Raw genomic sequence first — 26,721 nt, 5'->3', positions numbered from 1 at the left:
GGTTTAATAGCGATCAGGTCTTTGTCGTTGCACAAAATACGCAGGGCAATTTGCAGTACCGCCTGGAATTTACCATAAATATCTTCCCGCTATCCAAGCACGTCATGCCGGAACGACGATGTTTTGCATGGTGATGCCGATTCGGGAATTTATTCCAAACCAAATCCTTACTCAGATTAGCAGGTCTGCATAGTCATTTTGCAAGAGGTTTGCTAAATCATTAGAGAAGAGTAATCTGATGGAGTAAATGTTTGTTAAGATCCTGAAAGACGTTATTCAAAAATAAAAATTACAAGGAGGCCATTATGTGCCGATTGTTATTATTCACGTTCAGTACAGTCGTCTTTAGCTTTAGTCCGGCGGTATTCAGTCAACAGCCTTCACCGTCGGCAGTCAATTCCCCGCCAGCTTCTGAAGCAAACGCTCTTGTTGTAAATTCTCTTCTCGGCCTGCCAGCGGTTCCGATTCCGATAAACAACCCGCAAACCCCTGCCAAAGTTAACCTGGGTGACAAGTTATTTCACGACAAACGCTTTTCCATCGACGGCACAATCAGTTGCGCTTCTTGTCATGATGACAACCAAGCTTTTACCGATAACTTGCCGGTGTCGGTGGGTCATGGTGGCCTGACCGGTACTCGCAATGCGCCAACGGTGATTAATGCAGCGTTCTACAAATCTCAGTTCTGGGATGGTCGCGAACCGGATTTGGAAGGTCAGTCCAAAGGGCCTTTCATCAATCCGGTGGAAGCCGGCTTGCCCAGTCATGAGCCGATTTTAGAAATTGTGCGCACGGACCCGGCTTACCAAGCTGCGTTCAAAGATGTTTTTAATGTGGCTGGTAAACAGTTGACGATGGATCATGTTGCCAAAGCGATAGCCAGTTTTGAGCGAACTATCGTGGCAGGTAATTCGCCATTTGATCGGTTTTACTTCGGAGGTGATAAAAATGCCATCACTGAACAGCAACAGCGGGGCTTTGAGCTGTTTTTGGGGCAGGGTCGCTGTGTATCTTGTCATACTCTTGAACAAGATCATGCCTTGTTTACCGACAGTCGGTTTCACAATATCGGTATTGGCATGAATGCAGTGCAGGATGATGTGCCCAGGCTGGCGGAAGCGTTTTTGGCAGCTAAAAACCAGGGCGGAGATGTTGATAAAATGGTGTTGACCGATAAGAAGGCTTCCGAACTGGGCCGGTTTGCGGTGACTGATGGCCTCAGTGAAATCGGTGCATTCAAAACCCCGACCCTGCGCAACGTAAGTTTGACTGCACCCTATATGCACGATGGTAGTCTGAAAACCTTGAAGGAGGTGGTGATACATTACAACAACGGCGGCGTTACGCCGGCCACTGCGCCTGTTAACCCTTATTTGAGCGGCGGCATCCGCCCCTTGAATTTACTGGATAAGCAAATCGACGACTTGGTGGCGTTTTTGGAAGCCCTGACCAGCGACTACTACCCCAAAACCCAAGTCGCGGATAGCCAAACAGGAGGTCGTCATGAGTAACATCAATCAAAGCCGTCGCCAGTTTCTGAAGACTGGCGGTCTAGTGGCGTTGGGGAGTACGTTGCCTATCAGTCTGGTGGAGTTGGCTTTTGCAGAATCCAGCCAGAATTTTACTTTTGCCTATATTTCTGATGCACATATACAGCACATAAAAGGTAATCGTTTTGTGCGCAACTGGGACATGGGATTAAAGCGGGCTGTGGCAGAAGCCAACTTACTGACGCCAAAACCGGATTTTGTCATGTTTGGTGGCGACCTGGCGCAATTGGGCAGTCAGGCAGAATTGGATCATGGTGCGGAAATCATGTCGGCATTAAAGCAGCCGCTGAAATACGTGATGGGTGAGCACGATTACTATTTGGATCTGGGGGCTTATTGGGAAAAATTGTTTGGTCCGCAGTATTACAGTTTTGATCACAAAGGCGTGCATTTTATTGTCTTGAATAGCATCCGTACTTACGACGATTGGACCTATAAGCGCTGGCCGACCGCCGAACAACGTATGCTGGAAATGGCCGGCCTGGATAACCCAAACGGCTCGCCTTTCATGGTCGGTGAAGAGCAGCGCAAGTGGCTGAAACAGGATTTGACCAAGGTTAATAAGGACACGCCGATTGTGGTGTTCTCCCATTCGCCGCTGCAAAAAATCTACAAGGGTTGGAATTTCTGGACCGAAGATGCAGAACAAATTCAAGCCTTGCTGAAACCGTACAAAAAAGTCTCGGTGATCTATGGTCACGTGCATCAGATTCAATATAACCAGATCGGCAACATCAGCTTTAATTCGGTGATGGCCACTGCTTGGCCCTGGCCTTATCCGCAATCCTACGCGCAAGCCGAACAGTATCTACCCAAGTTGACGGTGCCAATGAACCGCGCCGATCCGTTCTTCGATCGTGATGCTACCGGTTGGCAATTTGTCAATCTAGCCAACGGCAATGTCGATTTAAACTTTACCTTGTATAACAACAAAGACCGGGTAGTGCGTTTTAGTAAAGCCAACAAACATCCGGAAGACCAGGATTATCAAGCCGAAAAAGCACGTATCGATCCGCAGCGCCACTATTAACAGGAGAGCAATATGTTGACATTTAAAACGATGATCAAGGGGCTGGTCTGCATCTGTTTGGCAAGCAGTATTAATCTGGCACTTGCGGATGAATTTACCCAGGAAGACGAACAGCGCTGGCAGCAACAATTTATGGATGTGGTGAAGCAGGGTAGGGCGTTGTGGACTAGTCCGACGCTAGGCAGCAATGGCGTCGCCTGCGCCCAGTGCCACCCGAATGCTGCAAATACTCATCCAGAAACCTATCCTAAGTTCCAAAAGCAAATAGGCAAGGTGATTCCGTTGTGGGAGATGATCAACTGGTGTTTGCGTAATCCTTTGGAAGGTCAACCCTTGGCGGCGGATGATCCGAAAATGATCGCCATTCAAGCTTATGTGACGTACGAGCGGCGTGGGGTGAAACTGGAACCGGGGCAACATTGATCGTCATATTAGTGCAATCAGCATCAGCCCAATATGGGTTGATGCTGATGTCTAAGTTAAACCTTGCGACCGACCAAAAAGGCAGAAGCAGAGCTGCCGAATAATAGCAGGGCTAACAGCTTAGGATTTCGCCAAAATTAACTTCCTCCTATGGTTACCACGCGGCGCGTCAATGCCATTAAGTTAAGAAAAAGCTCCCTCTCCTGCTGGAGAGGGTTGGGGAGAGGAGATTTATAATAAGGCAAAAAAGCTTTATTTAATCCCCTCATCCTAACCTTCTCCCGGAGGGAGAAGGGATTGTTCTTCCTTAACTTAATGGCAGTGACGTGAAGCGTAGGAACGATGCGCTTGGATTTCGGGATGTTATTTCCAACCATATCACTAGCCAAGCAAGGGTTTATCGACTTATCGGATCATTCGGCGCAAGCGCAATTACCTCATGTTGTTGCATACATACAGTTCTGAATAGGATTATTTTGCAAAAAATTTGCCCGCCATATTTAGAGCGCCTTGAATACCGCCGATGGAGTCCAGCATTGCGTTTAAATCAATGTTACCGCTAGGAGAGGCTTTATCGACCACATCCGGAACTGTGGCTTGTAAGCCGCTTAAAGCCTGTTCCTGGCTAATACCCAGTTGTTGCGAAAATGCAGAAATTTTATCCTCACCAAATATTTGCTCTAATTGATTGCCGGAAACCGGCTTATTTGTGCCACTACCTAACCAGGAAGCCGCTAAGGATAAAAGATCGGAATTGCCACTACTTTGCATGCCTGAAATTATTCCAGCCAAGCCGCCGGCTCCACTATTGCTTTGAGATTGACCGGCTGAAAACAGGCTATTCAAAGCCGAGCTTATCTCGGTGATGTCTACGTTCCCATCGCGGTTGTTGTCCAGTTGGCTCTTAAATAACTGAGCTCCCATTTGCATAAGATCATTCGAATTCATGGTTAAGACCCCGCTTATATGTTTTTGGGAATGCGTATTTTTTGACCTGGAAAAATAAGGTCGGCGTTTTTGATGACTTCCAGATTTACTTCAACAATTTTAGTGTATTTGGAGCCGTTGCCGTAGGTTTGTTCAGCAATTTTCCATAAGGTATCGCCTTTTTGGATCACATAAAACTCATCATCCTGTCCTACCTGACTACCGTCTTTAATGACGACGCTGGTGGCGTTGACATCTGCTATTCCTAATACATTGCCTATCATCAACACTGCTTTTTCTAGGGCTGATGCAGAAGATGCTTCACCCGTCAAAGTGGCTTCGCCATCTTCAACAGTGATTTTCATGTTATCTAGGCCGGGGTTATCAGCATTAATGAAATTTTCCAAAGCCAGCGGAGCTTCTTCTTCGCTGCCAAATACTTTTTTGCCTATGTCACGTACAAAATTGAAAAGACCCATTTTTTGAACTCCTGTTTAAATTAAAAAGTTATTGCGATTTTGGCTTACCTTGGTTTTTTACATATCAGGCGATTTACTTTAAAAATAGACCCAGTTTGCAGGTTTTTAACTATTGCGATTGTTGGCCGCCAGGGTTGCTAGAAAAATGTTGCAGTGTAAAGTTTTGCCTTTATTCGAATCTTGTAAATGAACACAAATCCGCTGCCACTTTATTCTCTGTTCTTGATAATCACCTAGCCATTCAGCAGTGCTTTTTACCTATCTATTTAAGGATAGGCTTATGGGTGTGGCGTGCTTGTAGCTGAATAGTTGTTGTTGAATAGCATAAATAAGGTGTATCAGGCAAATTTCTTGTTAACGCTTAACATGTTCGCCCAACAGGTCGCCAGTCGGCTTATTGAAATAAGTTTGTTCAATTGGGCAGGTATTAATGTTTCTGATTTTGGTGAGTAGAGCCTCAAATATCATGTTAAATACTGCCGGATATCGCAGTATTAGAGACAGCCTTAGATTACAAAGTCCGACTTTTGTAGGTAAGTTAGATATTCTTACCCCTCACTTAGAATGCTAGGGTTATAATTATTTCTATCTGGGATTTAATAGCATTGGATATCACATCTAACGGTTCTGATTGTTTCAGATATGACCAACTCACTCAGCATGAGTGTTTTATAAACATAATGGAAAAATAATGACAAAAATCATGAACAAACTCTTTGTTGTCACAGCGGCAGCTAGTGCTAGCTTACTGACTGGCTGCGTCCCCGCTGGCGTGTATCAACCGCCACAAGCGCCACAAACTTTGGATTATTCTCGCGAGGTCAATGCCAACTTCGATGCCACTTGGTCAGCTATTACCAATGTCGCAGGGGCCACCTTTTTTAACATCAAGAATTTTGACAAGGGTAGTGGTCTGATGACGTTGGAATACGACAATATGCGCGGTAATGTGGGTGCTTATGTCACTTGTGGTGAATTTGTCAGCACTCAAGCAGCCTATAAAAATCCGCATCCCGATCCAAAATCGGCAATCAACTACATGACTATTAGTGATGTACAAATGCATTTATCAGGTAGAGCAAACGTGATGGCTCGGCCGGTATCGGACACTAAAACCAATATACAAATCAATAGTCAATACACGTTAAAAATTACCCAGAAAATCGGCGATCGAATCGAATCGATCGGTGAATGGAATTTCACTTCACGCGAACCTGACACTAAAACCGTCGATGTGGCCTATAAACCCACTAATGTGACTTGTCAGTCATCTAATAAGTTGGAAAACGACTTTTTAACTGAAGTTACCGCGCGTTTACCAACCAATATCACTTCTACCCCCGTTGAGCAGCCGTTAGCTCCGGTTTCTAAAAAACGCACCCGGAAATAACCGGGCGTGTAATCGGCTATAGGCAATTGAGTAGTTCCAAAGGTGCAATATAACTGGATATTGCACCGTCAGCATTACAAGGTGATCAAGTTTGAGGGGGAGTTAGAGCTTGCCTAAGATTTGTGGGCGAAAGCAAAAATACAACAATAACAGGCTTTGCAAGCGGTTTATCAGCCAGAAGGTTAGCAACAAAAGCGACAAAGCCATTTCCGGTAGCCAGGCATCGGTTAAAGTCACTGGCAAAAAAGTATTCGCCAGGCCTACTCCGGTTAATGTGATCAGTAAAGGCAGCAGGTACAGCAGTAATGAACTCAATAGCAGTTGCGAGTCGTCGATGGCAACTTTGACCTGATCACCGACTTTTAACGAGCGATCACATTCAACAGAAAATTCGCGTTTGGGTAACCATTTTGACAACGTTGCCGTACCGCAACTACTTTGCTGACTGCAGCCTCCGCAAGCACCGCTTTGCAGGCTTTTGATCCAGACTTGACCATCCATAACGCGCGTAACGATGGCGGTTTCTTCAATCATGGCTTACCCCCGAGACTGCAGGTTTAGGTAGATTAACTGTGAGGATTTGCAGGTACTTTTCTTTAAATACGATCATGCCATCCTGCTCGATAACTTTGATGGCTTGCAGTGCTTGTCCTTCGCAGACCGGGCTGATACAAACGCCGGTTTCAGGTTCAAAAATGAAACCATGCATCGAGCAACGTAACCAGCGTCGCTCGGCATCGAAAATGGCATCTTGCTGACAATTCAACGGTTTGTGCATATGCATACAATGGTTCACATAAGCATAAACCCGACCCAGATAACGAAACACCACGACATTGGCCTGACTGGATCGGGTCGATGTACTGTTCAACCGCACATCGACCGTCAGGAATGCTTTTTCGGCTAACGCTTCTGCAGGCAGGATTTGCATCGTGCTTACATCAGGCCCAACTGGATTCGATTGCTTGTAACCAGTCTTGCAAACGCTGATCACTCAACTCCTTTTGATTGTCTTCATCCAGTACCAGGCCTACAAATTCATCACCCATAGCAGCCTTAGAGCTATTGTAAGTAAAACCTTCGGTACTGGTAGCGCCGACAAATTGCGCACCGCAATCAGCGAAAGCGTCATAGAGCATGCCCATAGCATCGACGAAATTATCCGGATAACCTTCCTGGTCGCCTAAGCCATACAGGGCAATGGTTTTGCCGGAAAAATCTGCGCCTGCTAGATTTGGCATAAACTCTTCCCAGCTTTCAGTCGAGGTGCCTGCTGTCAGGCCTGGCAGTTCGCCGTCGCCGTATGTCGGGGTGCCGATGATTAATACATCGTATGCCAGCAAATCATCGATGCTGGCTTTGTTGATGTTTACTGGTTTGTCTGCTAAATCGTCGCCCAATTGCTTATGTATGGTTTTAGCGACTTTACGCGAATTGCCAGTATCGGTTCCAAAAAAAATGCCTATTTTTGCCATGATTGTGACTCCTGGTTAGAAAATTAAAGCTGAATTTGTAACAAGCCGGGCTTGGCATCCGGCGTCTGTGTCTGCCATTGTTCAGGTGTAAAGGTTTTTAAAGTCACGGCGTGCAAGCGTCCGTTTGCCAGTGGTTCTGTTAAGGTCGCCATGACGCCTTGATGTTGTTTGACCATGCTCTGATCTGCGAATTGTCCGCTTACCACGCGTATGGTTAAGTTACAGCCTTGTCCTTCGATGGCGATTTGCGCATCCGAATAATCACCGAGGATCAATGCTTCTACTTCCGAGTGAGTGATGACATTATTATCTGCCGCGTTATCTACGGGTTTTACTGCAGACTGCAGCAAAGGTAACAGACTGCCATCGTTGTACATGGATTCAACAATATCGGCACCGCCAACCAGCTCACCTTTGACGAATAACTGCGGAAAAGTGGGCCATTTCGATACTGAAGGTAAGCGATCACGGATAAAAGGTGCTCTCAATACATCAACATAAGCGAAGGGCACTTTGGTGGCATTCAGGATTTCAACCGTCTTGCCGGAAAAGCCGCATTCAGGCGCAGTGGGCACGCCTTTCATGTAGAGGATGATCGGGTTATCGGCAAGTTGTTTCAGTATGGTTTCTTTGGTGCTCATAATTAATATCTCAAAAAGGTATATTTCGAAGTTTTGCCTGATAATTTCAAAAGGTCTGTCATCCGCAGCCGACAAATTTAGATTGGTTACTGCCTAGCCAAATTAACTTCTGCTTATGGTTCCCATGCTTTGCGTCAATGCCATTAAGTTAAGAAAAAGCTCCCTCTCCTGCTGGAGAGGGTTGGGGAGAGGAGATTTATAATAAGGCAAAAAAGCTTTATTTAATCCCCTCATCCTAACCTTCTCCCGGAGGGAGAAGGGATTGTTCTTCCTTAACTTAATGGCAGTGATGCTTTGCGTGGGAACCCCGTCGGGGATGCTCCAGCGTTTGGGTTGCGTGAAGTATTTCCATTCATCTCCCTTAAATGCCTTCATCCAGCCGCCGATGAACGCAAATCATCATTTTTAGTCTCACGCTCAATTATTTGAATTTCACTGTCGCCTTTAATCACATCGGCATTGACGATGCAGCGCTGAACATTGTCGCGGGACGGGACATCAAACATGGTGCGACGTAATACATGCTCCATGATGCCTCGCAGGCCACGGGCACCGGTATCGCGGGCAATGGCTTTTTCGGCGATTTCCACTAACGCATCGTGGGTAAATTCAAGCTCTACATCGTCATAAGCAAATAATTGCTGATACTGTTTAACCAAGGCGTTTTTCGGCTCGGTTAAGACTTGAATCAAGGCATCTACATCTAGTGGTTCCAACGGGGCCAGCACCGGAAAGCGGCCGATAAACTCCGGAATCAAACCAAAGCGTTTCAAGTCGTCAGGCTGTGTTGCATTTAACAAGGCTTCCAAAGCCGGTTTCTGACTGGCGTCATTCATTTCCGCATGAAAACCGATCGCTGTTTTCGGTGGCAACAAGCGTTTTTCTACGTGCTTTTCCAGACCTGGAAATGCACCGCCGGCAATAAATAGAATATTGCTGGTATCAATCATCAGCGTGTCATTACCGCTATCTTTACGTCGACCTTTGGCGGTAATTTTGACGTGGGAGCCTTCAACTAGACGCAATAAAGCTTGCTGTACACCTTCGCCGGACACATCACGGGTACTGATGGATTGTTCCGGGCTACGGGCGATTTTGTCGACTTCGTCTATATAGACGATGCCCCATTCAGCTTTACTAACCTGTCCTTCAGCCACATCCAGCAAGCGCACCAGGATATTTTCGACGTCATCGCCCACATAGCCGGCTTGGGTCAATGTAGTGGCGTCGGCTACGGTAAATGGCACTCCGACGATCTTGGCTAAAGTGCTAGCCAACAGCGTTTTGCCGGTACCGGAGGGGCCAATCAATAAAACATTGGATTTACCTATTTCCACATTGGTAGCTGCGTTACCCAAACCATCATTTTTGACGCCTTCGTGTTTCAGACGCTTGTAATGGTTGTAAACCGCTACTGATAAGATTTCTTTTGCCAGATCCTGACCGATGATGTATTGATCGAGTAAGGCTTTTATTTCGGCCGGTTTGGGTGAAGCAGCCTGCATTTCTTTCAGCTCTTTTTTCTTACCCCAACTGGACACCACCTGACTGGCCAGCATGACGCAAGCCTCACAGATAAAGCCTTCGGTGCCGGCAATCATAGGCACCGAAGCGGAAGCTTCTATGCCACAAAACGAACAATGCTTGGATTCTTTGACCATGTTTTTCATCCTGCGTTAACTGGGTAGTAATAAGGGCAAATAATCATTCAACCTTAGCTGGATTTGTTGCCGGCAAACTGGCCAACCAGGTACGTTGACAATTGCGCCGAGACCTATCTTGCATCAATTGTTTGATCTTTGGTGTAGCTTTTATTAAAGACAACGTTTCGGCATGAATGATCTTCAGGCATTGGATCAGATGAAAGCCGATTTCCGTTTCCACCGTAGAGCTAATTTGGTTTTCTTTCAGCATAAATAACGCTTCATCCAATTCAGGATAAAGCTTGCCCTTAACGAGGCTGCCGAGCTCACCGCCATTTAAGGCAGTAGGGCATTCCGAGTTTTTTAAAGCCAGATTAGCAAATTTATGCGGCTTGCGCTGTAGAGTCTCGGCTATTTCTTCTATGCGTCGAAGCGCATTCTCCCGGGTATTTTCCGGATAATCCGGATTGATGCTAATCAAAATATGCCGGGCAACCCGCTGTTCCGGGACGTGAAATTTTTCCGGATGTAAGTGATAAAAAATACCCACTTCCACGTCGTTGACTTTAGGTGCTTGCGAGGCAACTCGCTCAAGAATTGCATTTACTTTACATTGTCTGGACAAGGCGGCTCTCAAGCGTTCTTCGCAAAGCTGGTTAGCGGCCAATGCAGCCGCAAATGCCTCTTCATCTTCAAATCGACCTTGCACCTCAGCGAAAGCCATGGCTAACTCTTGTTCCGAGACCATCACATTGATAGCCTGTTTGGAATTAAGCACCCGGGTTTCAATGTCATATTCGTTTCTGGCTTGCCTTTGGGCTTGCGACAATTCCTGGTTTCCCAGGTCGGCCGGTGGTTTTTTGAACAGGCTCAACGCTGCCCGTAACAAGGTATAAGGCTCGATGACTGACTCGGGAGTTTGATTCATGTTTACTCCTCCGGTTCTCTGAAATTTTCCGGGTCGGCCGGTTCCAATACGGATTCCGGTACTTGCAGAGTGCGACCGGGAAATCGCACGTGATATTGCAAGGGCAGACTTTCTCGCAGCACTTTTAATACTTCCCCTTCCGAACCTTTGTCGACGATGACTTTGCCTTGCATGCCTAAATCAATTCTGCAAACGACTTTGTCGCGAAACTCGAATCGACTAGGGTTCCAAGGTGCGCTTGCCGGTATCAGTTCTTCAGCTCGGCAACCCACCATGCGACCATGATCCAAAAAATGCACGGTATAGATCACTTGATCTTGCAGAAAAGTGCCTACTTCGATGACATGACCGACACTGCCTCGTCGCATCAGGAGTTCTCCGACCGGCATGCCGGGATATGTACCATCATTGCGTACATTTCGCGTCACCCGCACGGCTTCGCCAAAATCGAAGCGTTCTTCGTCGTAGCGATCTTCAATCATGTCTTAATGTCAGTCAGCGCAATAAATACGTTTGCAGGGTCCGGCATATTGAATACCTTAAAGACTTTTTCAGTTTGGGCATCGGAATCGACAAAATCCATATAGGCCCGAGACAGCAGCGTTTTATACACTTGGCGCTTGCTGTCTTCATCTTCCGGCAATTGCTCGCCGCCCTTGTCCAGATAGTCGTGGAAGCGCTGTAATATATGCAAGCGGTTGACGTGGACTATTGTTTGATCGTAATCCAATTCGAAATATTGTAAAAAGTCTTCGGCAGATTCGAGTTCTTCCATATCATCTTCGAAACTCATAGGGCTACCTCGCAGCAATCAAGTGATCCAGATTGCCGCTATCGCCACCCAGAATATACATAACAAACAAAATCACCAGCATCACAGATGCTTGGGTCAGAAATGGATCGGATTTATGCTTAATCATGACAATCACCTTTAGATTTAGGATGGGTATTAGCCACCGACAATTACAAGCTGCAGGGTTTATGCTGCCGTTTTAAAATGGTCCAATTTGGTTGGGGTCACTGCCAATTAAATAAATCACCAGCAATGCAAACAGCACTATTGGCAGCAGGGTCGCGTTCAAATGTTTTAACATCTCAATCACCTCGTTTTTATCAATGAAAATAAACCGGTTTGATAGATTTAAAGCATCAAGCTATAGCCTGTTGTCGCTGTAAAACTAGTTCCAACAGTCCTTTGGCGCCTATACGATCTTTGATATCCACTGCTACCAGTTTTTCGAAAATGCTGCGGCTTAAATCCAAATTTTCCAGCCGCATGTTCAAAAAACCAATTGACTTCAAGGTAAACAAATACAGTCTAATCCGGCTTAATGTCTGTTTGGGTGCATCGCTGATATGTGACATTTCCAGTAGACGCCAATCCTCTGGAAGGTCGATACCGCTTCGAATCAGGCCCAGTGCTTTTTCTGAGATGATCAAGGCTTCTGGCAAGCGATGCTGATAGTAATAAAACCTGTTTAACGCAACCAAGACGTTTAAAGACTCCGGTGCTCTCAAATAGGCTTTTAATAACGGTAATTCGGCTTCCCCTTGGGCATACAGTTCGGAAGCAAACTTGATCAGATCCTGCACTTCCTGGCTATCTTCCTGTTGGAAATACAAATCCTTGGCTTCGAAATCCAGTAAGTCCATCATCTTCCCCCTGCGGCTTGCTTTAACATGACTGTTCCTTCACTGTGGCAAACAGCATCCGCTTCACAGCCATCGCAATTTTCCGATTCCATTACCACAAATTTTTCTTGATTGGCTTCCAGTTTATCCAGACGTTCGATCAGACAATTGATGGCCCTGCCCATTGGGTCTGGCACCAAATGATGATCCAGATCGATGCCGTGTGAATTTTGAATCTTGGTGCCTTTTTGCTGAATAATGCGACCGGGTATGCCGATCACCGTGCAGCAGGCTGGCACGTCTTTTACCACCACCGAATTTGCGCCTACCCTGACGTTATCGCCCAATGTGATGGCACCCAGAACTTTAGCGCCGGCTCCAATCAGTACATTGTTTCCTAAAGTAGGATGGCGCTTAGCCTTGTTCCAGGTGGTGCCGCCTAGGGTGACGCCGTGATACAAGGTAACGTCATTGCCGATCTCCGCCGTTTCACCAATCACTACACAGGCACCGTGATCAATGAAAAAACGTTTGCCTATCGTCGCACCGGGATGGATATCCACATTAGTCAACCAGCGACCAAATGCTGCTGTTAACCGAGCGGTCAGTTTCCAATCCGCTAACCATAAACGATGACTGACTCGATGCAATAACACCGCATGTACGCCCGGGTAAGCCAGCAAAACTTCAGATACGCCGCGGGCTGCTGGGTCTCTAGCAAATACACAAGCGACATCGGCTCGCCAGTCTTGCCAAAGACTTTGCTTAACACTGGAAGAATGCGGCGAAAAAAACATCATTTTGCTAAGCTCCAGGTAGTATTTCCCGGCGTGGGCAAACCTGGTACTCTGAAAAATGACCCAGGATAGCGGTCGTCTTCATTGATCTCAGGCAGCCGCGATTCAGCTTGCGAAATGCTGGCTGTAACTTCTGATCTATTTTCATAGACGCTACAAGGCATCGAGACTACTTTGGCGTTTACATTCATGACAAACCTCACTAAAGACTCAGAAGAAATTGATTCAAATCCGCAGATTGCGGCGCACGCTTGTTGATACTGACAAATTGTCGAATCTGCGGTAACAGAAGCCCGGCCTGTAGGCGGTTAATCACAATACCCAGTTGTTGATAGGCATACATCACTCCCTGACTACCGGAATGCTTGCCCAAAACCAGTTGATGGTTACGACCGAGCAGGGCCGGATCCACACCTTGATAATTGTTGGGATCTTTCAGTAAACCATCGACATGTATGCCGGCTTCATGACTAAAAACATCTCGACCAATCAAGCTTTTGCGACTACCAATGGTGTCGCCGGAAGCTGTGGCCACCTGGTGCGATAAAGCCGTGAAATTCCTCAGGTCTATGCCGGTGTCTATGTTGTACAGCTGTTTCAAACCGACGACCACTTCTTCCAATGCCGCATTACCGGCGCGTTCGCCTAGGCCGTTAATCGTTGTATTCACATGCGTGGCCCCGGCTACTGCTGCGGCTAGAGTATTGGCAGTAGCTAAACCCAAATCATCGTGAGCGTGCATTTCGATCGCCATATCGGTAACGCTCCGCAGTTTTCGAATAGCATCCAAAACCCCAAATGGTTCCATGATGCCGACCGTATCGGCAAACCGAATCCGACTGGCGCCGGCTTTTTGTGCGGTTTCTGCCATCTGGGCCAGAAAGTCGCTGTCGGCCCGGGAGGCATCTTCGGCACCGACACAAACCTGCATGCCTGCATCGATAGCGGTTTTGACGCAACGCTCTATGGTTGCCAACACCCAGCTACGCGATTGTTTGAGTTTGTGTTGTATATGCTGGTCAGAAGCAGAAATCGACAAATCGACCATGCCAACCCCCAAGCCTAAACAATGCTTTAAATCGTCACTGCGCATCCTGGACCACACCAATAAATTGCTGGGCAGATTTAATGCGACAATCGCTTTTATTTCTTCCCGTTCTTGCTCACCCATAGCCGGAATCCCAATTTCCAGTTCCGGTACGCCCATGGCAGACAGCTGTTGGGCAATCGTCAGTTTTTCCTCCAGCGAAAACACTACCCCAGCCGATTGTTCGCCGTCGCGGAGCGTGGTGTCGTCGATAATGATGCTGCGAGGGTCAAATATCATGGCTATACCTTAAGTAAGCAGTTAGCGAAAATCGCTGTCATAACTTACAAAGCAAAACGCTTGCCAACTGTTGAAAAAGCCGAAATTAGCGGGATGAGAGGGTTGTTTGGCGCAACATCGACAAGATAATACCCAGCAGGAAAAGCAAATTGTCGTAAAACCTACAAAGCTGGATGGATAGTGTGGATGGGGTGTTTTATGATGTCTCAACCGGTTGAGACTGACGGTTAGCAAGGGTCGGATGGGCAAGGCTTTTGTGCCCAAGCACATTTGCAGTATTTGCCTCCGGGTTTGATGAATATGTTTGAGTTGTTTATAATCCTCCCATTACGGGAGAAAATAATTTTTAAATCATGCGTATCATCGCTAAAAGTACGATCAAGAAATTCTGGGAGCAGCCCGAGTATCGAGATGCCAAAGGACCACTAGAAAGTTGGTACGAAGAAGTTATCAAAGCCAATTGGGCATCGCCGCAAGAAATCAAAGCGCAGTACCGTAATGCCAGCATTTGCGGTAACAACCGAGTGGTATTCAATATTGTTGGCAACAAATACCGATTGGTAGTGGAAATGCAATATCGTGCTGGCATTGCCTGGATAAAATTTGTCGGTACTCATACCCAATACGACATGATCGATGTGGAGACTGTAAATGACTATTAAGCCCATCCGAAACAACGAAGAATTAAAAGCCACATTTGAACGTTTGGAAGCAATATTCCAGGCCGATGATGGCACCCCGGAGGCCGATGAAATGGAAGTATTGGTAACCCTGATCGAAGCATACGAAAACAAACATTATCCGATCACGCCGCCCGACCCGATTGAAGCCATAAAATTCCGTATGGAACAACAAAACCTCAGCGCCCGTGACCTTGAAGCCTATATCGGCAGCAGTGGCCGAGTGTCGGAAGTGCTCAACCGTAAACGCCCGTTAAGTCTGCGTATGATCAAGCGCCTGCATGATGGTTTACGTATTCCTTATGAAAGTTTGTTGGCAGATGTGGGATGAGAGGTAAATATTGCTGGTTCAAAACACATTTAAATGCCTTATGAATAAATGCTGTCGATGCAATGACTTAAATATAGCCAAGGACAGTTGTAGGGTGGGTAATGCTTTTCTGCCCACCCTTTAGGGCAATAACTTTAATGCCGTGTGGGCACAAAAAGCGTGCCCACCCTACGTATTTTGACTAACCTTCTGCATCACAAAGGCTTTTAAACTCTGGTATGCCAGCTGTTAAGCGTGCGCGCAGGAAATTAAATTGTCGTTGTAATTCATCTTCCGCATCACCGACATTTTTAAACACCTGAATCACTTTTTGATCATTCAGCATATCCGGATAATGTGCATCAATGAACTCAAGCACTTCTGCGTCGAGTTCACTGATATTGCTCAAAGCACTTTCCATTCGAGATAATACTGAACGGAGTGCTATAAGGTCTTCGGCCATAAAAATCCTCTGATAAATGGACGGTTTAAATAGAAACCAGGTAGGCCGGAATGCGCGCGAATTAACTCGATCATTTAATTCCCTCACCCTAGCCCTCTCCCGGTGGGAGAGGGCGCAAGGCGTTGAAGTTATTTCGTACGCGTATTATTAGGCATACGTCGGCTGAAATGCCTGCTCGGGATCGGTAACCGGGGCATTGTTAACGCTATCCCAATAAGGCGATAGTTTTCGTAAAGCCGCCGCAATATCCGGCATGACTTTCAGCACTTCATCGACTTCACTCATTTTGTTGTAGCGTGAAAACGAGAAGCGGATGGTGCCGTGGGCGGCGGTATACGGAATATCCATCGCCCGCATCACATGGGACGGCTCCAATGAGCCGGATGTACAGGCGGAACCACTGGACGCCGCGATACCAGCCTTGTTCAGCAACATCAAAATAGCTTCGCCTTCAATGTATTCGAAAGCAATATCGGTGGTGTTAGGCAGGCGGTTATTTATATCGCCGGTGATGAAGCAATGCGGAATCTGTTCCACAATGCCGCGCTCCAGCCGGTCTCGCATGGCTTTTACTTGGTTGTTTTCAAATTCCATAAACTCCATCGCCAGCTCACAGGCTTTTCCCAAGCCCACGATAGATGCTGTATTCTCGGTGCCGGCCCGGCGACCACGTTCTTGATGTCCGCCGCGTAGCAAAGGTCGGTAGCGGGTGCCGCGGCGCAAGTACAACACGCCTATGCCTTTGGGTGCATGCAGTTTGTGGCCCGATACGCTCAGCATGTCAATCTTGGTATCCTGCAACATCATCGGTATTTTGCCGACGGCCTGTACCGCATCGGTATGAAACATCACGCCAGCGGCATTGGCCATTTCGGCCATTTGTTCGACCGGGAAAATATTGCCGGTTTCGTTGTTGGCCCACATCACCGATACAATAGCCACCTGATCCGATAGCAGATTTTTGTAGGCTTCCAGATTCAAGCGACCGCATTTATCTACCGGCATCCGGTGTATGGTATAGCCTTCTTTTTCCAGGTAATCACACAGGCTCAAAATCGCCGGATGTTCAACCGCAGTCGTGATGATTTCTTTGCGATTTGGCTGGGCTTTGATGGCCGATAAAATAGCCGTTGAGTCGGATTCAGTACCGCAGGAGGTAAAAATAATCTCCGAATCGTGCTCAGCACCTAGCAGCTCCTGCACTTGACTGCGGGCTTTTTTGATACCGCGTGCCACGCCGTCGGCAAATCGATGAATCGATGATGGGTTACCGAATTGTTCAGTAAAAAACGGCATCATGGCATCCACTACAGCGCGATCCACCTGGGTAGTGGCGTTGTTATCCAGATAAATATCATGCATGGCTAGCCTCCTGGATGTTGACCAATTTTGACATTTCCGAAGCGGGGACAACTTTGATGAATTCGCCCAGCACTTCCATCAAGCGCTGTTGAATGCCGGCAATCGTCATAGCGGCCATTTGGCAACCATTGCAGGCGCCGGTCATGTTCACATAAGCCGTATTACCAATCACTTCCACCAGTTCAACATCACCGCCGTCCGCCATCAATTGCGGGCGCAATGCGGTCAAAACTTCTTCAATTTTTTTGATGCGTTGCAAATTGGTGAGGGGTTTTTTCTCGGCAACCACGGCCTCTTTTTCGATAGAGGCAGCCGTCGGATCAAAGCTTTCGCCGCGTTCTTTCAAGACTTTTTCCAGAATGGCTTCGATGTCTTCATGGCAAGCCGCACAACCGCCGCCGGCTTTGGTGTAGTTGGTAACGTCTTCCACGGTGCGGAGTTTATTCGCCCAAACCATTTCTTCAATCATCACCGCATCGATGGCAAAACATTTACAAATCAAGGCGCCTTCTTCATGGTCGTCCTTCCACTCTTCGCCTCGATAATTGGCAACCGCTGCTTGTAAAGCCTCGCGGCCCATTACAGAGCAATGCATTTTTTCCGGTGGCAAGCCATCCAATTCGGCAGCAATGTCCTGATTGGTGACTTTCAAGGCTTCGTCCAAAGTCATACCTTTGATGATCTCGGTCAACACCGACGATGAGGCAATGGCCGAACCACAACCAAAGGTCTGGAAGCCAGCATCTTCGATGACTTCGGAATCCTCGTTAACTTTTAATGACAGCCTTAAGGCATCGCCGCAGCTAATGGAGCCCACTTCACCGATGGCATTGGCATTGACCACAGCACCAGCATTTTTCGGGTTGAAAAAATGATCTTTTACTTTATCTGAATAATCCCACATAGCTAAGGCCTCCGCAGCTTAAGAACAGGTTTTTGGGGTGCCACCGCTTTCGCCGGTGGTACAGGAACTGATCCCGTCAGTTCCAGCACTTCCACCATCCTTGGCGGTTGTAAACGACGAACCGCAAGCGCAGCTCTTAACGGCGTTAGGGTTGTTAAATTTAAAACCGGAGCCATCCAGGCTGTCGACAAAATCGATGGACATGCCATCCAGATGTGGCAGGCTGGTCGGATCGACAAATACTTTGACTTCACCGCAATCGATCACTGTGTCTTCCTTGGTTTCCATATCTTCCAGACGCAAACCATAGGACAGGCCGGAACAACCGCCATCGGTCACTTCAATACGTAGCCCTGCGTTCGGCTTGTCGGAATTGCTGATAAAACGGCCTACTGCAGTAATAGCGCTATCTGTTAACGTAATCATCTTTATATCTCCTGAACGGTTTGGCATTGATTTTGTAAAGAGATAAAGCAACCAGCATGCCATGCGAGAAAACTTCAGCTAAGCCACTGAATTTGCACAGACCAAGGCCGCTGGCCAACCCTTATTGGCAAGCTGTTTAATTACAATCCGGTTGTTTTTGTCGGTTTTGCTACAAACCTGTTTCAGGAGAACATGATGAATATTGAAGATTTGGATTTAGGCGATGTGGTTTATGCGGCACACAGCATCACTAATGATGGCAGTATGCCGGAGAGCGAGGAAGATGAAGTGCTGGCAGAAGAGGGCGCTCGTGGCGTCATCGTCATGAAAGGCTATGTAGAAGAAGCGCCCGAACGTAGCGTTTTCCTGGTAAGGTTTGAGGATAAAGAACTCAATTTGGGTCATCCCATAGGCTGCTGGTCGGAAGATTTGAAGGTACTCGAACTGGTTGTTTAGGATATGGTTGGAAATAACATCCCGAAATCCAAGCGCATCGTTCCTACGCTTCGCGTCACTGCCATTAAGTTAAGGAAGAACAATCCCTTCTCCCTCCGGGAGAAGGTTAGGATGAGGGGATTAAATAAAGCTTTTTTGCCTTATTATAAATCTCCTCTCCCCAACCCTCTCCAGCAGGAGAGGGAGCTTTTTCTTAACTTAATGGCATTGAGGGCTAATCTACACGGGCTTGAATGATGGGTTAGATTCACTGCGAACTCAGAGGGCGGTTTTTAATATATGTCCAGCCTTCTCTGTCATCGCCTAATGTAAATCCTCTCGCCCCAATTTCGATTAACAAGCGCCTGCATTCTTCAGGTGCTGCACCCGTAACTTTAGATAGGGTTTCAAAAGACCTTCCATCTTTGAAGCCTTGGTTATCAAGCATTTCGCGTAATAGTTTTTTTCGCGCTTCATCTAGTTTGTTTTGGTTTTTTTGTTGGTACGAATGGAGTAAAAAATTACCAGCGATAGTTATAAATGCACCAATAATAACGCCAACTAAACCAATTATAGCCGACCAGAACTGGACGTCTTTAAGTACTTTCATGGCAATTTCTTGTGCAAGTTGTTGCTCATTCATAGGATTATCCCTGTTAATTTAGCGGTTGAATTAAGCTGACAGTGAAAAGTATAGCTTTTTGACGGTCCGCTGGAATGATTTGTTAGCCATCACTCTTTGCATAAGACAGGCCAACCATTTTTGACGCGCCATGCTGACTCCACGGCACAACGACCAGAATAAGAATTCATTAACAACTCGATGCGCGACTTATCACTTGCAGCTATGTTAGTGAAGCAAGGTGATGAGAAGTAACGAACGGCCCATTTCTTTTGGCTAAGTGGATAGTGCTTTATTCCTAACGCACCTGTGCTGTTGTTGTTAAGTGCAAAGTGTGCGCGGATGCGTGACGTGACATTTGCCTCATGGCCGTTGTAAATCACCGTGATGCCTGACTCGTTGGCGCATAACAAAGAAGAACCGAAAACTTCTTTATTCTCGTGGGAAAGCAAACCAATGTTGCAGCCTTTATCGGGTAGTGTCGGCGGTTTAACAACATCGTGAAGGTCATCATAATTCATGTTTACCAAAAACCAATACCATCCTGCACCGGAGTCCTTTAATGCGCTTTCAAAAGGTTTGCCTTTAGCCCATTTGGATGTAAATAGGCTTTCATCCCAGGCATCGATTTCACCAAACTCAATCTCTTTACTATTCAGCCAGACATACTCGGCAATTTCGTCTATTCGCATCGGTGAGTGCCTTTGATGGTTAGAGTTTGAAATCATTGGCTTGCACGGCTTTTCGTGCAGGTCTAAAGCCGGACGGGTTTTGTAAACCCGTCCGTAACGTTTTGCGTAACCATCCTCGCTCCAGAAATAAAACGTAAGCAACGGGGCTACAAACCCCGTCGCGCCGACAACAGGGTTACAAACCCCGTTGCGCTGAGTTTACGGTAAAGAACCATGTTCCGCCTGGAATCAATGCACGTCTATAGTTTGGCATCCCCTTTCCTGTATAGAAAAGCCTTGATCATAACCATTGTCTTAACAGCATGCGTCCGATTACGCAGGGCTAATCGGACCTACGCGGGCTGCCATAACGTAAAGCATAACCGGACACAAAAAGCGAAGCATCGCGTAGCTTTTGGTCCGTGTTTATGCGCTTGTTATGTTCTGACCATAATTCCATAAGCCATACTTCCGAGGTAAATAATCAATAATAACAAACCAATGATTAGAGCAGGTACTGTCAATAGTCGGAAAGCAACTCTTGGGATAGCGTTTTTTACGGTAACAGCGAGTAAGGCGCTTGATAGGCAGAAACCAGTTGAATAAATAATTCCTATCCACACAGCAAACCAATATTCGTGACGAAGGGGATTCTCTGTATCACGATAATACTTGGCAATAAAATAAATTGCCATCATTAGCCAAACGATACCGACTCCCTGGGCGATGATTGCAAAAACATATCTCGATTTTTGCCAAAGTGTCATGTTTTCCTGTCAGACATAATGACTTAAATAAGGGGCCGAGCGGTAGCGAGGTCCCAGCCCCAAAGGGGCGATCTTGATTAGCTTGTTAGGCATTTTTCGGTATCTCCACATCTACAGTAAGAATTGGTAATTTTTCATGGAACTCTATTTCAGCTGAAGAGCCTTCGACTATTGCAGGAATTAGGTACTTCCGTACTCTTACTACTGCCTCGTACATTAGATCGAAGTTGAATGATTTCCCACCAATGCCAAGTGCCACCTTGCTTACCCATTTACCCTCGAGCCGATCATATACACAGCTTGAAAATTGTGTGCCTTGTATTTGTGCTCCGAACATTGCGGTATGGCACCGATTGGGTTTATTTGGATCTACCCATGAAATAGAACCCCAGACAGGAAATGTATTTGGAGGGTCATTTGCCAATTCTCCTCGTAAATGTTGGATATAGTGCCTAAAATCCTCTGCTATTTCGGTAGCGTTCAGAAATGCCCTCATTTCTTGATGTTTGACATTTATACCGGGTGTCGATTGAGCTATTTCCCTTATTCTGTGTAAAGCATCAATAAACCCCCAACTACCTGAAATAACTTTTATAACAGCACTGTTGTTGTTCTGAATTTCACAACAATCCATATACAGACTTGCTTGATATGATTCCAGAATTTCAAAAGAATAGTGCAGTCCGTCAATGCATCTGATTTTCCTTAATTCAATGCTCTTCATTTTCTTTGATGCCTAACGCCTTTGCCACAGGCTGACGCTGCGAAGCAGTGGCAGTCCAGCGCAATTTATTGCGCGATTGTGCGCAAACTTGTTATGCCTTTGTAGTTTTATATAAACCATAAGGATGCCCAACCCGAAACTGCAAATAATGGTGGCAGGCCAATTGCTAGCTGCGCAGACTTAGTTTTAAAACACTTTGTTATTGCAGCATAAAATATTGTTGAAAGCCAAGTGGCGCACAACAGGTAAAGCGCACCTGTACTAATATTTGTATATTTTTGCCATTGCTGTAAATCACCAATACCATCTTTGCTCATGGCTTGGTCTGCTTGATGAGTAAAGACTAAAAAGCAGATTATAAGGGCTGCTTGTATTGTAAGTGATATGTTGAATTTTTTATTCATATCTAATAGGGGCATAACTATTGATTATCAGGCAAATTTGCCTGATAAGTTGGTATTAGCGGTCTTTTCAGGCACATTTGCCCTGATAACACCCAAGCCGGGCAAATTTGCCTTGATAACCTGATATTAGCCATAAATTCGGGCAAATCTGCCTATATAATTTTTCGCGTCACTATAGGCTCTAATGATCCGATGTCAAGCGGCCTTACCGGATGATGTTCACCGCGGCATCTGGCTCAAGCAATATTCGCTGCACGCCGAGCACTCGGAGGTTAGCGCAAGTAAGCCTAACAAATCAACGCTCACGCAAGGGTGGAACAGTCTCCCAATCAGCGATGACTGCTTAATCGGTTTTTTAGGCTATCGGTTGTTAAAACTCATCATACAAGGCCGTGCGCACCCACTACAGCCATTTCCGGATGCGCTTCACTTATCCAGCAAGTGTTTTATGCTGTTTTGATTGAATAATTACGATCTTCATTAAATTTTAATGTTGTCAACCTTGCAAGCTTAAAAACATGAACTACCCTTTTATTTTAATAATAAAAATGTGATTGCCATTTATTGTGCGTCCGGGCTGATCCGGCAATGGCAAATCGACGTAAGGGGTAGGCTATGGCGAGTTTTACGGCTGTTTCCGGGGTTCTTGAAGCGCTCAAGTCTTATCTTGAGCAGTATAAAGACCTGCCTGGTGCCGGATCAGTCAGCGTAGAAATCCTCAGCAGTGAAGGTCTAAAAGCCGGTCCGGTCGATGCGACCAACAAAGTCGGCATCTATCTACACCGCATCTCTATCGATCCCTTCGGCAGAAACCGACATTTGCCGGCCAAACCCGGTCTCGGCAATCAGCCTCGTAAAGAACTACCGCTTAATTTACACATTTTATTAATCGGCTGGAGCAAAACCAGTTTCGAGCATATTTTGCTGGCCTGGGCCATGCAGATTTTAGGCTCCGGCACCGAACTGGATGTGTCCGATATCGAAGATCACATCAGCGGCGATAGCAGTGGCTGGCAGGATCAAGACCGGGTACAGATTTTGCCGGAAGACATGTCCAGCGAAGACTTTATGCGCATGTGGGACAGCCTGCCGCATGACTATATCCTGTCTGCACCTTACATCATCAAAACCCTGCGATTAGAGCCGCTGACAGAGCAAGTCATTGGCCCGGTACAAACTATTGTGTTGCCTATCGGAGAGCCGGAATGATCCGGGTCAAGGAAACCTTGATACGCCAAGCCAGCGATGTGATTTGTTGGCTGGATGCCACCGGCAGGGAAGGGCAATCGGTGCCGGTTTTAAATAATTTGCTGGTCGAGCTGGATCAAGATTTGCCGGTGCAAGGCTTGTCTTTGTTGCATAAACCGGGTTGCAGCGTCATCTGGCGTTCGCAATTGAGTGACAATCAACAATTGCAGCGCAGCATAGACAGTGGCCGAGCCACTGAAGAGCAAAAACAGCGTCCGCTCGAAGTGTCTTATTTGTTAAAAGGCACGGTAAGCGATCCGAGCGGGACGTTTAATCCGCGGGTTTTTCAAAAAAACTGCGGCAACAATAGTTACCCGCAAATTGCTTTATATCGCTCACCGGATGGTACCCGACTTAGTCAGCATAAAGCCTTGCAAGGGCTTTTGAGTTATCAAAACCTAGCCGATGAAATTACGGCAAAACCGGCCTCATGGGCTTTAGTGACCTTACAAGTCAATCTCAGCAGCACCGGCGATAGTTTTATTTTTAACGCCCAAGCCGACAGTCAGGGGTATTTTCGGCTGCCGCTAACCCGTTTGTCACTGACCATGCTAAGCATGGGTTTTACGGCCTCACTTACAGTTAAAGCCGATAAAACTCAGAGCGGCAGTGCCTTTCCGGATCCTGATCAAATGACGGCCATGTTGATTGGCTTGGCCGATAGCAATATTTTCGCTGCCAGCATCAACGTGCTGGCCGAACAAAAGCAGCATCGCCTGATATTGGGTTTCGTGCCCGATGAAACACGCGTTACCACCCTGGAGTTAAAAAGTCCTTAATAAGGTTTATTCATCTCAAGATCGTTGAAGGAGGCACCCATGCCTGAGTATCTCGCCCCTGGTGTATACATAGAAGAAAAGAGCTTTCGAGCCCGTTCCATAGAAGGCGTTGGCACCAGCGTGGCGGCCATCGTCGGGCCGACTCGAACCGGACCCTTTCGTGGCAAACCGGAAGTGGTCACCAGTTTTGCCGAATTCGAACGTATCTACGGTGATCTTGAGGACTTACAGTTCGCAGCTTCCATCACGCAATTAAACTACACAGCACTTGCCGCGCGAGCTTTTTTTGATAATGGCGGTAAACAGTTGTTTGTCAGTCGTGTAGTGAAAGATGTCAACAGCAGTAATCCTTCAGGCGATGGCAGCAGTGCAGTCAGAGCTTCGCGTATCAGTGCCGATACCAAACTGAAATTTCAAAGTCGATTTCCCGGAAAGGTGGGTAATTATGTTCTTGAGCTGCATTGGCAAGATAGTGAAAACCTGTTTTCGATAGCAGCCACCACCGCACCGGTGGATGGCGAAGAACTATTTCTGGAAGCCAGTGAAGTGCCAAAAGAAGTGCGAGTAGTGGCTGGCGATTTGGAAGCCGGGAAATTTCCGCTTTCAATCAAAGCCAGGGTTCGCCGCAATGGTGCCAATTACGATGTGCTATCCGGCGAAATCAAGGATAAAGACGATGTGGTAGTGGCCTTGACGCGTTTAGTGATTGCGCAATTGCCTACAGCGACCAGTAAAGTCAGTCGTATCCAGTTACGTACACCCGCCAGCGGCAAATTGCAGGCGGGTGTTGCGGTGGAATTACGTTTATCTGCCGTCACAGATTTATCCAACGTCAGCGGCTTAGCCCATTGGGGCAGTCTAAAAGTACTGAAAGGCCAGTTAAAACTGGATGCCGGTGGCAAACTGAGTTTGCTTAGCATTCCTGTGGCCCAAAATGCAGGCGTACTGGCCGATATTGATTTTCCCATTTCAGCCCTCGCCGCACTGCCTGGTAATGTCAGTGCCTTGTTGGTGCGGCGAAATTTTGATCTGGATGTACTGCGTATAGCCGATATCGACAAACTGCGCAAAGGTGCCAGTGGCGAGATCGTCTACCGAGTCGGCGGTTTGTCTACATCGGCAATCGCAGATGATTCGCTAGGCAAAAAATTGTTGGATAAACCGGGTACCCGCGATGCGCAACTGACGCAACCGATTGCCTGTACAGTGGCAAACGATGCCGACGTATTTGCGCTGTTACACGCCTTGTTTGATGCAGATGCCTTGAACAATCCGCATCCTGTAAACGGCCCGCGCTATCTGATTGAATTGCAAAATGGTAGTGATGGCGACATCCCGGAAAGTGGCGATTATGCCGGCGAAATTCATGATAAAGATGGCAACACCGGCCTGGCTACATTTGAGCAAGTCGAAGATATTTCCATTGTCATGACACCGGCTGCCGCTGCTTTAGATACCGCTAAACATCTGGCGGTGGTGATCGAAATGCAGAAACATTGCAAACGCATGCAATACAGGGTGGGGGTTGTCGATAGCGAAGCCAATATGAGCATCAGCGAAATCCGCGACTTTAAATCCAATCTGGACGATACCCGCTTGGCCTTGTATTACCCCTGGGTGGTTACCAGCGATCCTACCGGACAACGCGATTCATTAAGCTTACCGCCCGGTGGGTTTATCGCCGGCGTCTATGCCAACACGGATGTCAGCCGTGGCGTGCATAAAGCTCCAGCCAATGAAGTGGTGCTGGGAGCGCTGCATTTCGAGCAGGACATCAACCGTTTTCAACAGGAATTGCTCAACCCTAACGGTATCAATTGTCTACGCTCGATGCCGGGACGCGGACATCGGGTGTGGGGCGCCCGTACCACCTCCAGCGATCCGGAATGGAAATACGTCAATGTGCGACGTTATTTTTTGTTTTTGGAGCGCTCGATAGACAAATCCACCCAATGGGCAGTGTTCGAACCCAACGGCGAAGCTTTATGGGCCAGCATCCGCATATCCATCGAAGATTTTCTCTACAACGAATGGGTCAACGGTCATTTGTTGGGACCGACGCCCAAGCATGCTTATTTCGTGCGTTGCGACCGCAGCACCATGACCCAGAACGATCTTGATAATGGCCGACTGGTATGCGAAGTCGGGGTGGCGGCGTTAAAACCCGCCGAGTTCGTGATTTTCCGCATCGGTCAAAAGACCGCAGACGCCTAGAGGTGAACGACTATGGCCGTATTTAGAGAAACACCTTATTCAGCTTTTAATTATGTAGTCGAACTGGAGCCGGGGCAGGGCGATCAGGTCGATGCCGGTTTTTCCGATGTGTCAGGCTTGAATGCCGAAGTCACCATCGCCGAATATCGCAACGGCAATGCTAAAGTCAATTACGTGACTAAGATTCCCGGTATACACAAAGCCGGCGATGTCACTTTGAAACGCGGCATCATCGGTGCGCAAAATCTGTGGGAATGGCTGGATGAAGTGCGGCAGGGCAAACTGTCCGCCAAGCGCAATGTCAGCATCAAACTGCTGAACGAAGACCGTTCCGACACCGTGGTGACCTGGCGTTTAAAAAATGCCATGCCGATCAAATGGACCGGGCCGACCCTGACCGGTAAGGGTGGCGGTGATGTGGCCATCGAAGAACTGGTGCTGTCGGTCGAGACGGTGGATCAGGAATAAGC

The 26,721-nt window shown here is 47.1% G+C and carries 35 protein-coding genes; 11 read left to right on the top strand and 24 right to left on the bottom strand.

Going from position 1 to position 26,721, the window contains the following annotated elements:
- Positions 1-305 precede the first annotated feature (305 nt).
- The 3 genes from A1359_RS08195 to A1359_RS08185 are packed head-to-tail and all read left to right on the top strand — an operon-like array spanning position 306 to position 3,003.
- Positions 306-1,511 carry a cytochrome-c peroxidase gene (locus A1359_RS08195; protein WP_066980773.1) on the top strand — a complete coding sequence of 402 codons (1,206 nt, stop codon included), beginning with the start codon at positions 306-308 and terminating at the stop codon, positions 1,509-1,511.
- Positions 1,504-2,580, top strand: coding sequence for a metallophosphoesterase family protein (locus A1359_RS08190; protein WP_066980770.1), 1,077 nt, complete (start codon positions 1,504-1,506; stop codon positions 2,578-2,580). The genes A1359_RS08195 and A1359_RS08190 overlap by 8 nt, the downstream gene beginning before the upstream one ends.
- Before the next feature lie 12 nt (positions 2,581-2,592).
- A complete protein-coding gene (locus A1359_RS08185) occupies positions 2,593-3,003 on the top strand; it encodes a cytochrome C (protein WP_066980766.1) in 411 nt (136 codons plus the stop codon).
- Positions 3,004-3,474: 471 nt separating this feature from the next.
- Here the strand turns inward: A1359_RS08185 and A1359_RS08175 are convergent, their stop codons facing one another.
- Both A1359_RS08175 and lysM read right to left on the bottom strand, forming a co-directional pair.
- A complete protein-coding gene (locus tag A1359_RS08175) occupies positions 3,475-3,951 on the bottom strand; it encodes a YidB family protein (RefSeq protein ID WP_066980761.1) in 477 nt (158 codons plus the stop codon).
- Positions 3,952-3,965: 14 nt separating this feature from the next.
- A complete protein-coding gene (gene lysM, locus A1359_RS08170; protein WP_066980757.1) occupies positions 3,966-4,409 on the bottom strand; it encodes a peptidoglycan-binding protein LysM in 444 nt (147 codons plus the stop codon).
- A 691-nt stretch (positions 4,410-5,100) separates the two neighbouring features.
- Here lysM and A1359_RS08165 point away from each other — a divergent pair.
- Positions 5,101-5,799, top strand: a complete 699-nt coding sequence (locus tag A1359_RS08165) for a hypothetical protein (RefSeq protein ID WP_066980753.1) — start codon at positions 5,101-5,103, stop codon at positions 5,797-5,799.
- Positions 5,800-5,901: 102 nt separating this feature from the next.
- Here A1359_RS08165 and A1359_RS08160 read toward each other — a convergent pair whose 3' ends face one another.
- The 13 genes from A1359_RS08160 to nifV all read right to left on the bottom strand — a co-directional run bounded on the left by A1359_RS08160 (position 5,902) and on the right by nifV (position 14,242).
- Positions 5,902-6,333, bottom strand: a complete 432-nt coding sequence (locus tag A1359_RS08160; RefSeq protein ID WP_066980748.1) for a SoxR reducing system RseC family protein — start codon at positions 6,331-6,333, stop codon at positions 5,902-5,904.
- Positions 6,326-6,730 (bottom strand): Rieske (2Fe-2S) protein, encoded by a 405-nt coding sequence (locus tag A1359_RS08155; protein WP_066980745.1) that lies wholly within the window; start codon positions 6,728-6,730, stop codon positions 6,326-6,328. The genes A1359_RS08160 and A1359_RS08155 overlap by 8 nt, the downstream gene beginning before the upstream one ends.
- A gap of 10 nt (positions 6,731-6,740) precedes the next feature.
- A complete protein-coding gene (locus A1359_RS08150; protein ID WP_066980742.1) occupies positions 6,741-7,274 on the bottom strand; it encodes a flavodoxin in 534 nt (177 codons plus the stop codon).
- Between the two features lie 23 nt (positions 7,275-7,297).
- Positions 7,298-7,915, bottom strand: a complete 618-nt coding sequence (gene grxD, locus A1359_RS08145) for a Grx4 family monothiol glutaredoxin (RefSeq protein WP_066980809.1) — start codon at positions 7,913-7,915, stop codon at positions 7,298-7,300.
- A 371-nt stretch (positions 7,916-8,286) separates the two neighbouring features.
- Complete coding sequence (gene clpX, locus A1359_RS08135) at positions 8,287-9,576, bottom strand: ATP-dependent Clp protease ATP-binding subunit ClpX (RefSeq protein WP_157200504.1); 1,290 nt, start codon at positions 9,574-9,576, stop codon at positions 8,287-8,289.
- Between the two features lie 43 nt (positions 9,577-9,619).
- A complete protein-coding gene (gene nifM, locus A1359_RS08130; protein ID WP_066980735.1) occupies positions 9,620-10,486 on the bottom strand; it encodes a nitrogen fixation protein NifM in 867 nt (288 codons plus the stop codon).
- A 2-nt stretch (positions 10,487-10,488) separates the two neighbouring features.
- Positions 10,489-10,968: a nitrogen fixation protein NifZ gene (locus tag A1359_RS08125; protein WP_066980733.1), complete on the bottom strand. Its 480-nt coding sequence runs from the start codon at positions 10,966-10,968 to the stop codon at positions 10,489-10,491.
- Positions 10,965-11,279 carry a nitrogenase-stabilizing/protective protein NifW gene (gene nifW / locus A1359_RS08120; protein WP_066980730.1) on the bottom strand — a complete coding sequence of 105 codons (315 nt, stop codon included), beginning with the start codon at positions 11,277-11,279 and terminating at the stop codon, positions 10,965-10,967. The genes A1359_RS08125 and nifW overlap by 4 nt, the downstream gene beginning before the upstream one ends.
- Before the next feature lie 4 nt (positions 11,280-11,283).
- Positions 11,284-11,406 carry a hypothetical protein gene (locus tag A1359_RS23455; RefSeq protein WP_269747894.1) on the bottom strand — a complete coding sequence of 41 codons (123 nt, stop codon included), beginning with the start codon at positions 11,404-11,406 and terminating at the stop codon, positions 11,284-11,286.
- 229 nt (positions 11,407-11,635) lie between these two features.
- Entirely contained in the window at positions 11,636-12,142 is a 507-nt protein-coding gene (locus A1359_RS08115) for a hypothetical protein (protein ID WP_332310074.1), read from the bottom strand.
- Positions 12,139-12,918: a serine O-acetyltransferase gene (gene cysE, locus A1359_RS08110; protein WP_083960557.1), complete on the bottom strand. Its 780-nt coding sequence runs from the start codon at positions 12,916-12,918 to the stop codon at positions 12,139-12,141. The genes A1359_RS08115 and cysE overlap by 4 nt, the downstream gene beginning before the upstream one ends.
- Positions 12,915-13,106, bottom strand: coding sequence for a hypothetical protein (locus A1359_RS08105; RefSeq protein ID WP_066980725.1), 192 nt, complete (start codon positions 13,104-13,106; stop codon positions 12,915-12,917). Before A1359_RS08105 ends, cysE begins: the two co-directional genes overlap by 4 nt.
- An 11-nt stretch (positions 13,107-13,117) precedes the next feature.
- Positions 13,118-14,242, bottom strand: a complete 1,125-nt coding sequence (gene nifV / locus A1359_RS08100; RefSeq protein WP_066980722.1) for a homocitrate synthase — start codon at positions 14,240-14,242, stop codon at positions 13,118-13,120.
- A gap of 353 nt (positions 14,243-14,595) precedes the next feature.
- Between nifV and A1359_RS08095 the strand changes: the two genes are divergently transcribed.
- Both A1359_RS08095 and A1359_RS08090 read left to right on the top strand, forming a co-directional pair.
- Positions 14,596-14,904: a type II toxin-antitoxin system HigB family toxin gene (locus A1359_RS08095; protein ID WP_066980719.1), complete on the top strand. Its 309-nt coding sequence runs from the start codon at positions 14,596-14,598 to the stop codon at positions 14,902-14,904.
- Positions 14,894-15,253, top strand: coding sequence for a helix-turn-helix domain-containing protein (locus A1359_RS08090; RefSeq protein WP_066980717.1), 360 nt, complete (start codon positions 14,894-14,896; stop codon positions 15,251-15,253). The genes A1359_RS08095 and A1359_RS08090 overlap by 11 nt, the downstream gene beginning before the upstream one ends.
- A gap of 181 nt (positions 15,254-15,434) precedes the next feature.
- Here A1359_RS08090 and A1359_RS08085 read toward each other — a convergent pair whose 3' ends face one another.
- The 4 genes from A1359_RS08085 to A1359_RS08070 all read right to left on the bottom strand — a co-directional run bounded on the left by A1359_RS08085 (position 15,435) and on the right by A1359_RS08070 (position 18,387).
- On the bottom strand, positions 15,435-15,695 hold the full coding sequence (locus A1359_RS08085; RefSeq protein ID WP_066980714.1) for a hypothetical protein: 261 nt from the start codon (positions 15,693-15,695) through the stop codon (positions 15,435-15,437).
- A gap of 147 nt (positions 15,696-15,842) precedes the next feature.
- On the bottom strand, positions 15,843-17,057 hold the full coding sequence (gene nifS, locus A1359_RS08080) for a cysteine desulfurase NifS (RefSeq protein ID WP_066980712.1): 1,215 nt from the start codon (positions 17,055-17,057) through the stop codon (positions 15,843-15,845).
- Positions 17,050-17,961 (bottom strand): Fe-S cluster assembly protein NifU, encoded by a 912-nt coding sequence (nifU, locus tag A1359_RS08075; RefSeq protein WP_066980709.1) that lies wholly within the window; start codon positions 17,959-17,961, stop codon positions 17,050-17,052. The genes nifS and nifU overlap by 8 nt, the downstream gene beginning before the upstream one ends.
- Before the next feature lie 18 nt (positions 17,962-17,979).
- Positions 17,980-18,387: a HesB/IscA family protein gene (locus A1359_RS08070; RefSeq protein ID WP_066980705.1), complete on the bottom strand. Its 408-nt coding sequence runs from the start codon at positions 18,385-18,387 to the stop codon at positions 17,980-17,982.
- A gap of 195 nt (positions 18,388-18,582) precedes the next feature.
- On the opposite strand from A1359_RS08070, the gene A1359_RS08065 reads away from it, so the two are divergent.
- Positions 18,583-18,843: a nitrogen fixation protein NifZ gene (locus tag A1359_RS08065; RefSeq protein ID WP_066980702.1), complete on the top strand. Its 261-nt coding sequence runs from the start codon at positions 18,583-18,585 to the stop codon at positions 18,841-18,843.
- Between the two features lie 247 nt (positions 18,844-19,090).
- Here the strand turns inward: A1359_RS08065 and A1359_RS08055 are convergent, their stop codons facing one another.
- The 5 genes from A1359_RS08055 to A1359_RS08035 form a co-directional block, all read right to left on the bottom strand.
- Entirely contained in the window at positions 19,091-19,465 is a 375-nt protein-coding gene (locus A1359_RS08055) for a hypothetical protein (protein WP_066980698.1), read from the bottom strand.
- 89 nt (positions 19,466-19,554) lie between these two features.
- On the bottom strand, positions 19,555-20,136 hold the full coding sequence (locus A1359_RS08050; RefSeq protein ID WP_066980695.1) for a hypothetical protein: 582 nt from the start codon (positions 20,134-20,136) through the stop codon (positions 19,555-19,557).
- A 416-nt stretch (positions 20,137-20,552) separates the two neighbouring features.
- A complete protein-coding gene (locus A1359_RS08045; RefSeq protein WP_066980693.1) occupies positions 20,553-20,882 on the bottom strand; it encodes a hypothetical protein in 330 nt (109 codons plus the stop codon).
- An 85-nt stretch (positions 20,883-20,967) separates the two neighbouring features.
- On the bottom strand, positions 20,968-21,606 hold the full coding sequence (locus A1359_RS08040; protein ID WP_066980690.1) for a hypothetical protein: 639 nt from the start codon (positions 21,604-21,606) through the stop codon (positions 20,968-20,970).
- Positions 21,607-21,713: 107 nt separating this feature from the next.
- Positions 21,714-21,923 (bottom strand): hypothetical protein, encoded by a 210-nt coding sequence (locus A1359_RS08035; protein WP_066980687.1) that lies wholly within the window; start codon positions 21,921-21,923, stop codon positions 21,714-21,716.
- Positions 21,924-22,625: 702 nt separating this feature from the next.
- On the opposite strand from A1359_RS08035, the gene A1359_RS08025 reads away from it, so the two are divergent.
- The 4 genes from A1359_RS08025 to A1359_RS08010 are packed head-to-tail and all read left to right on the top strand — an operon-like array spanning position 22,626 to position 26,719.
- Positions 22,626-23,219 carry a DUF4255 domain-containing protein gene (locus A1359_RS08025; RefSeq protein ID WP_066980681.1) on the top strand — a complete coding sequence of 198 codons (594 nt, stop codon included), beginning with the start codon at positions 22,626-22,628 and terminating at the stop codon, positions 23,217-23,219.
- The gene (locus A1359_RS08020; protein WP_066980678.1) at positions 23,216-24,037 is read left to right on the top strand and encodes a hypothetical protein; all 822 of its coding nucleotides are present in this window, start codon (positions 23,216-23,218) and stop codon (positions 24,035-24,037) included. Before A1359_RS08025 ends, A1359_RS08020 begins: the two co-directional genes overlap by 4 nt.
- 39 nt (positions 24,038-24,076) lie before the next feature.
- On the top strand, positions 24,077-26,251 hold the full coding sequence (locus A1359_RS08015; RefSeq protein WP_066980675.1) for a phage tail sheath family protein: 2,175 nt from the start codon (positions 24,077-24,079) through the stop codon (positions 26,249-26,251).
- 12 nt (positions 26,252-26,263) lie between these two features.
- Positions 26,264-26,719 (top strand): phage tail protein, encoded by a 456-nt coding sequence (locus A1359_RS08010; RefSeq protein WP_066980672.1) that lies wholly within the window; start codon positions 26,264-26,266, stop codon positions 26,717-26,719.
- Positions 26,720-26,721 lie beyond the last annotated feature (2 nt).

Source organism: Methylomonas lenta (genome assembly GCF_001644015.1).
GTDB classification, from domain to species: domain Bacteria; phylum Pseudomonadota; class Gammaproteobacteria; order Methylococcales; family Methylomonadaceae; genus Methylomonas; species Methylomonas lenta.
This window is presented reverse-complemented; position numbering and strand designations above follow the sequence as displayed.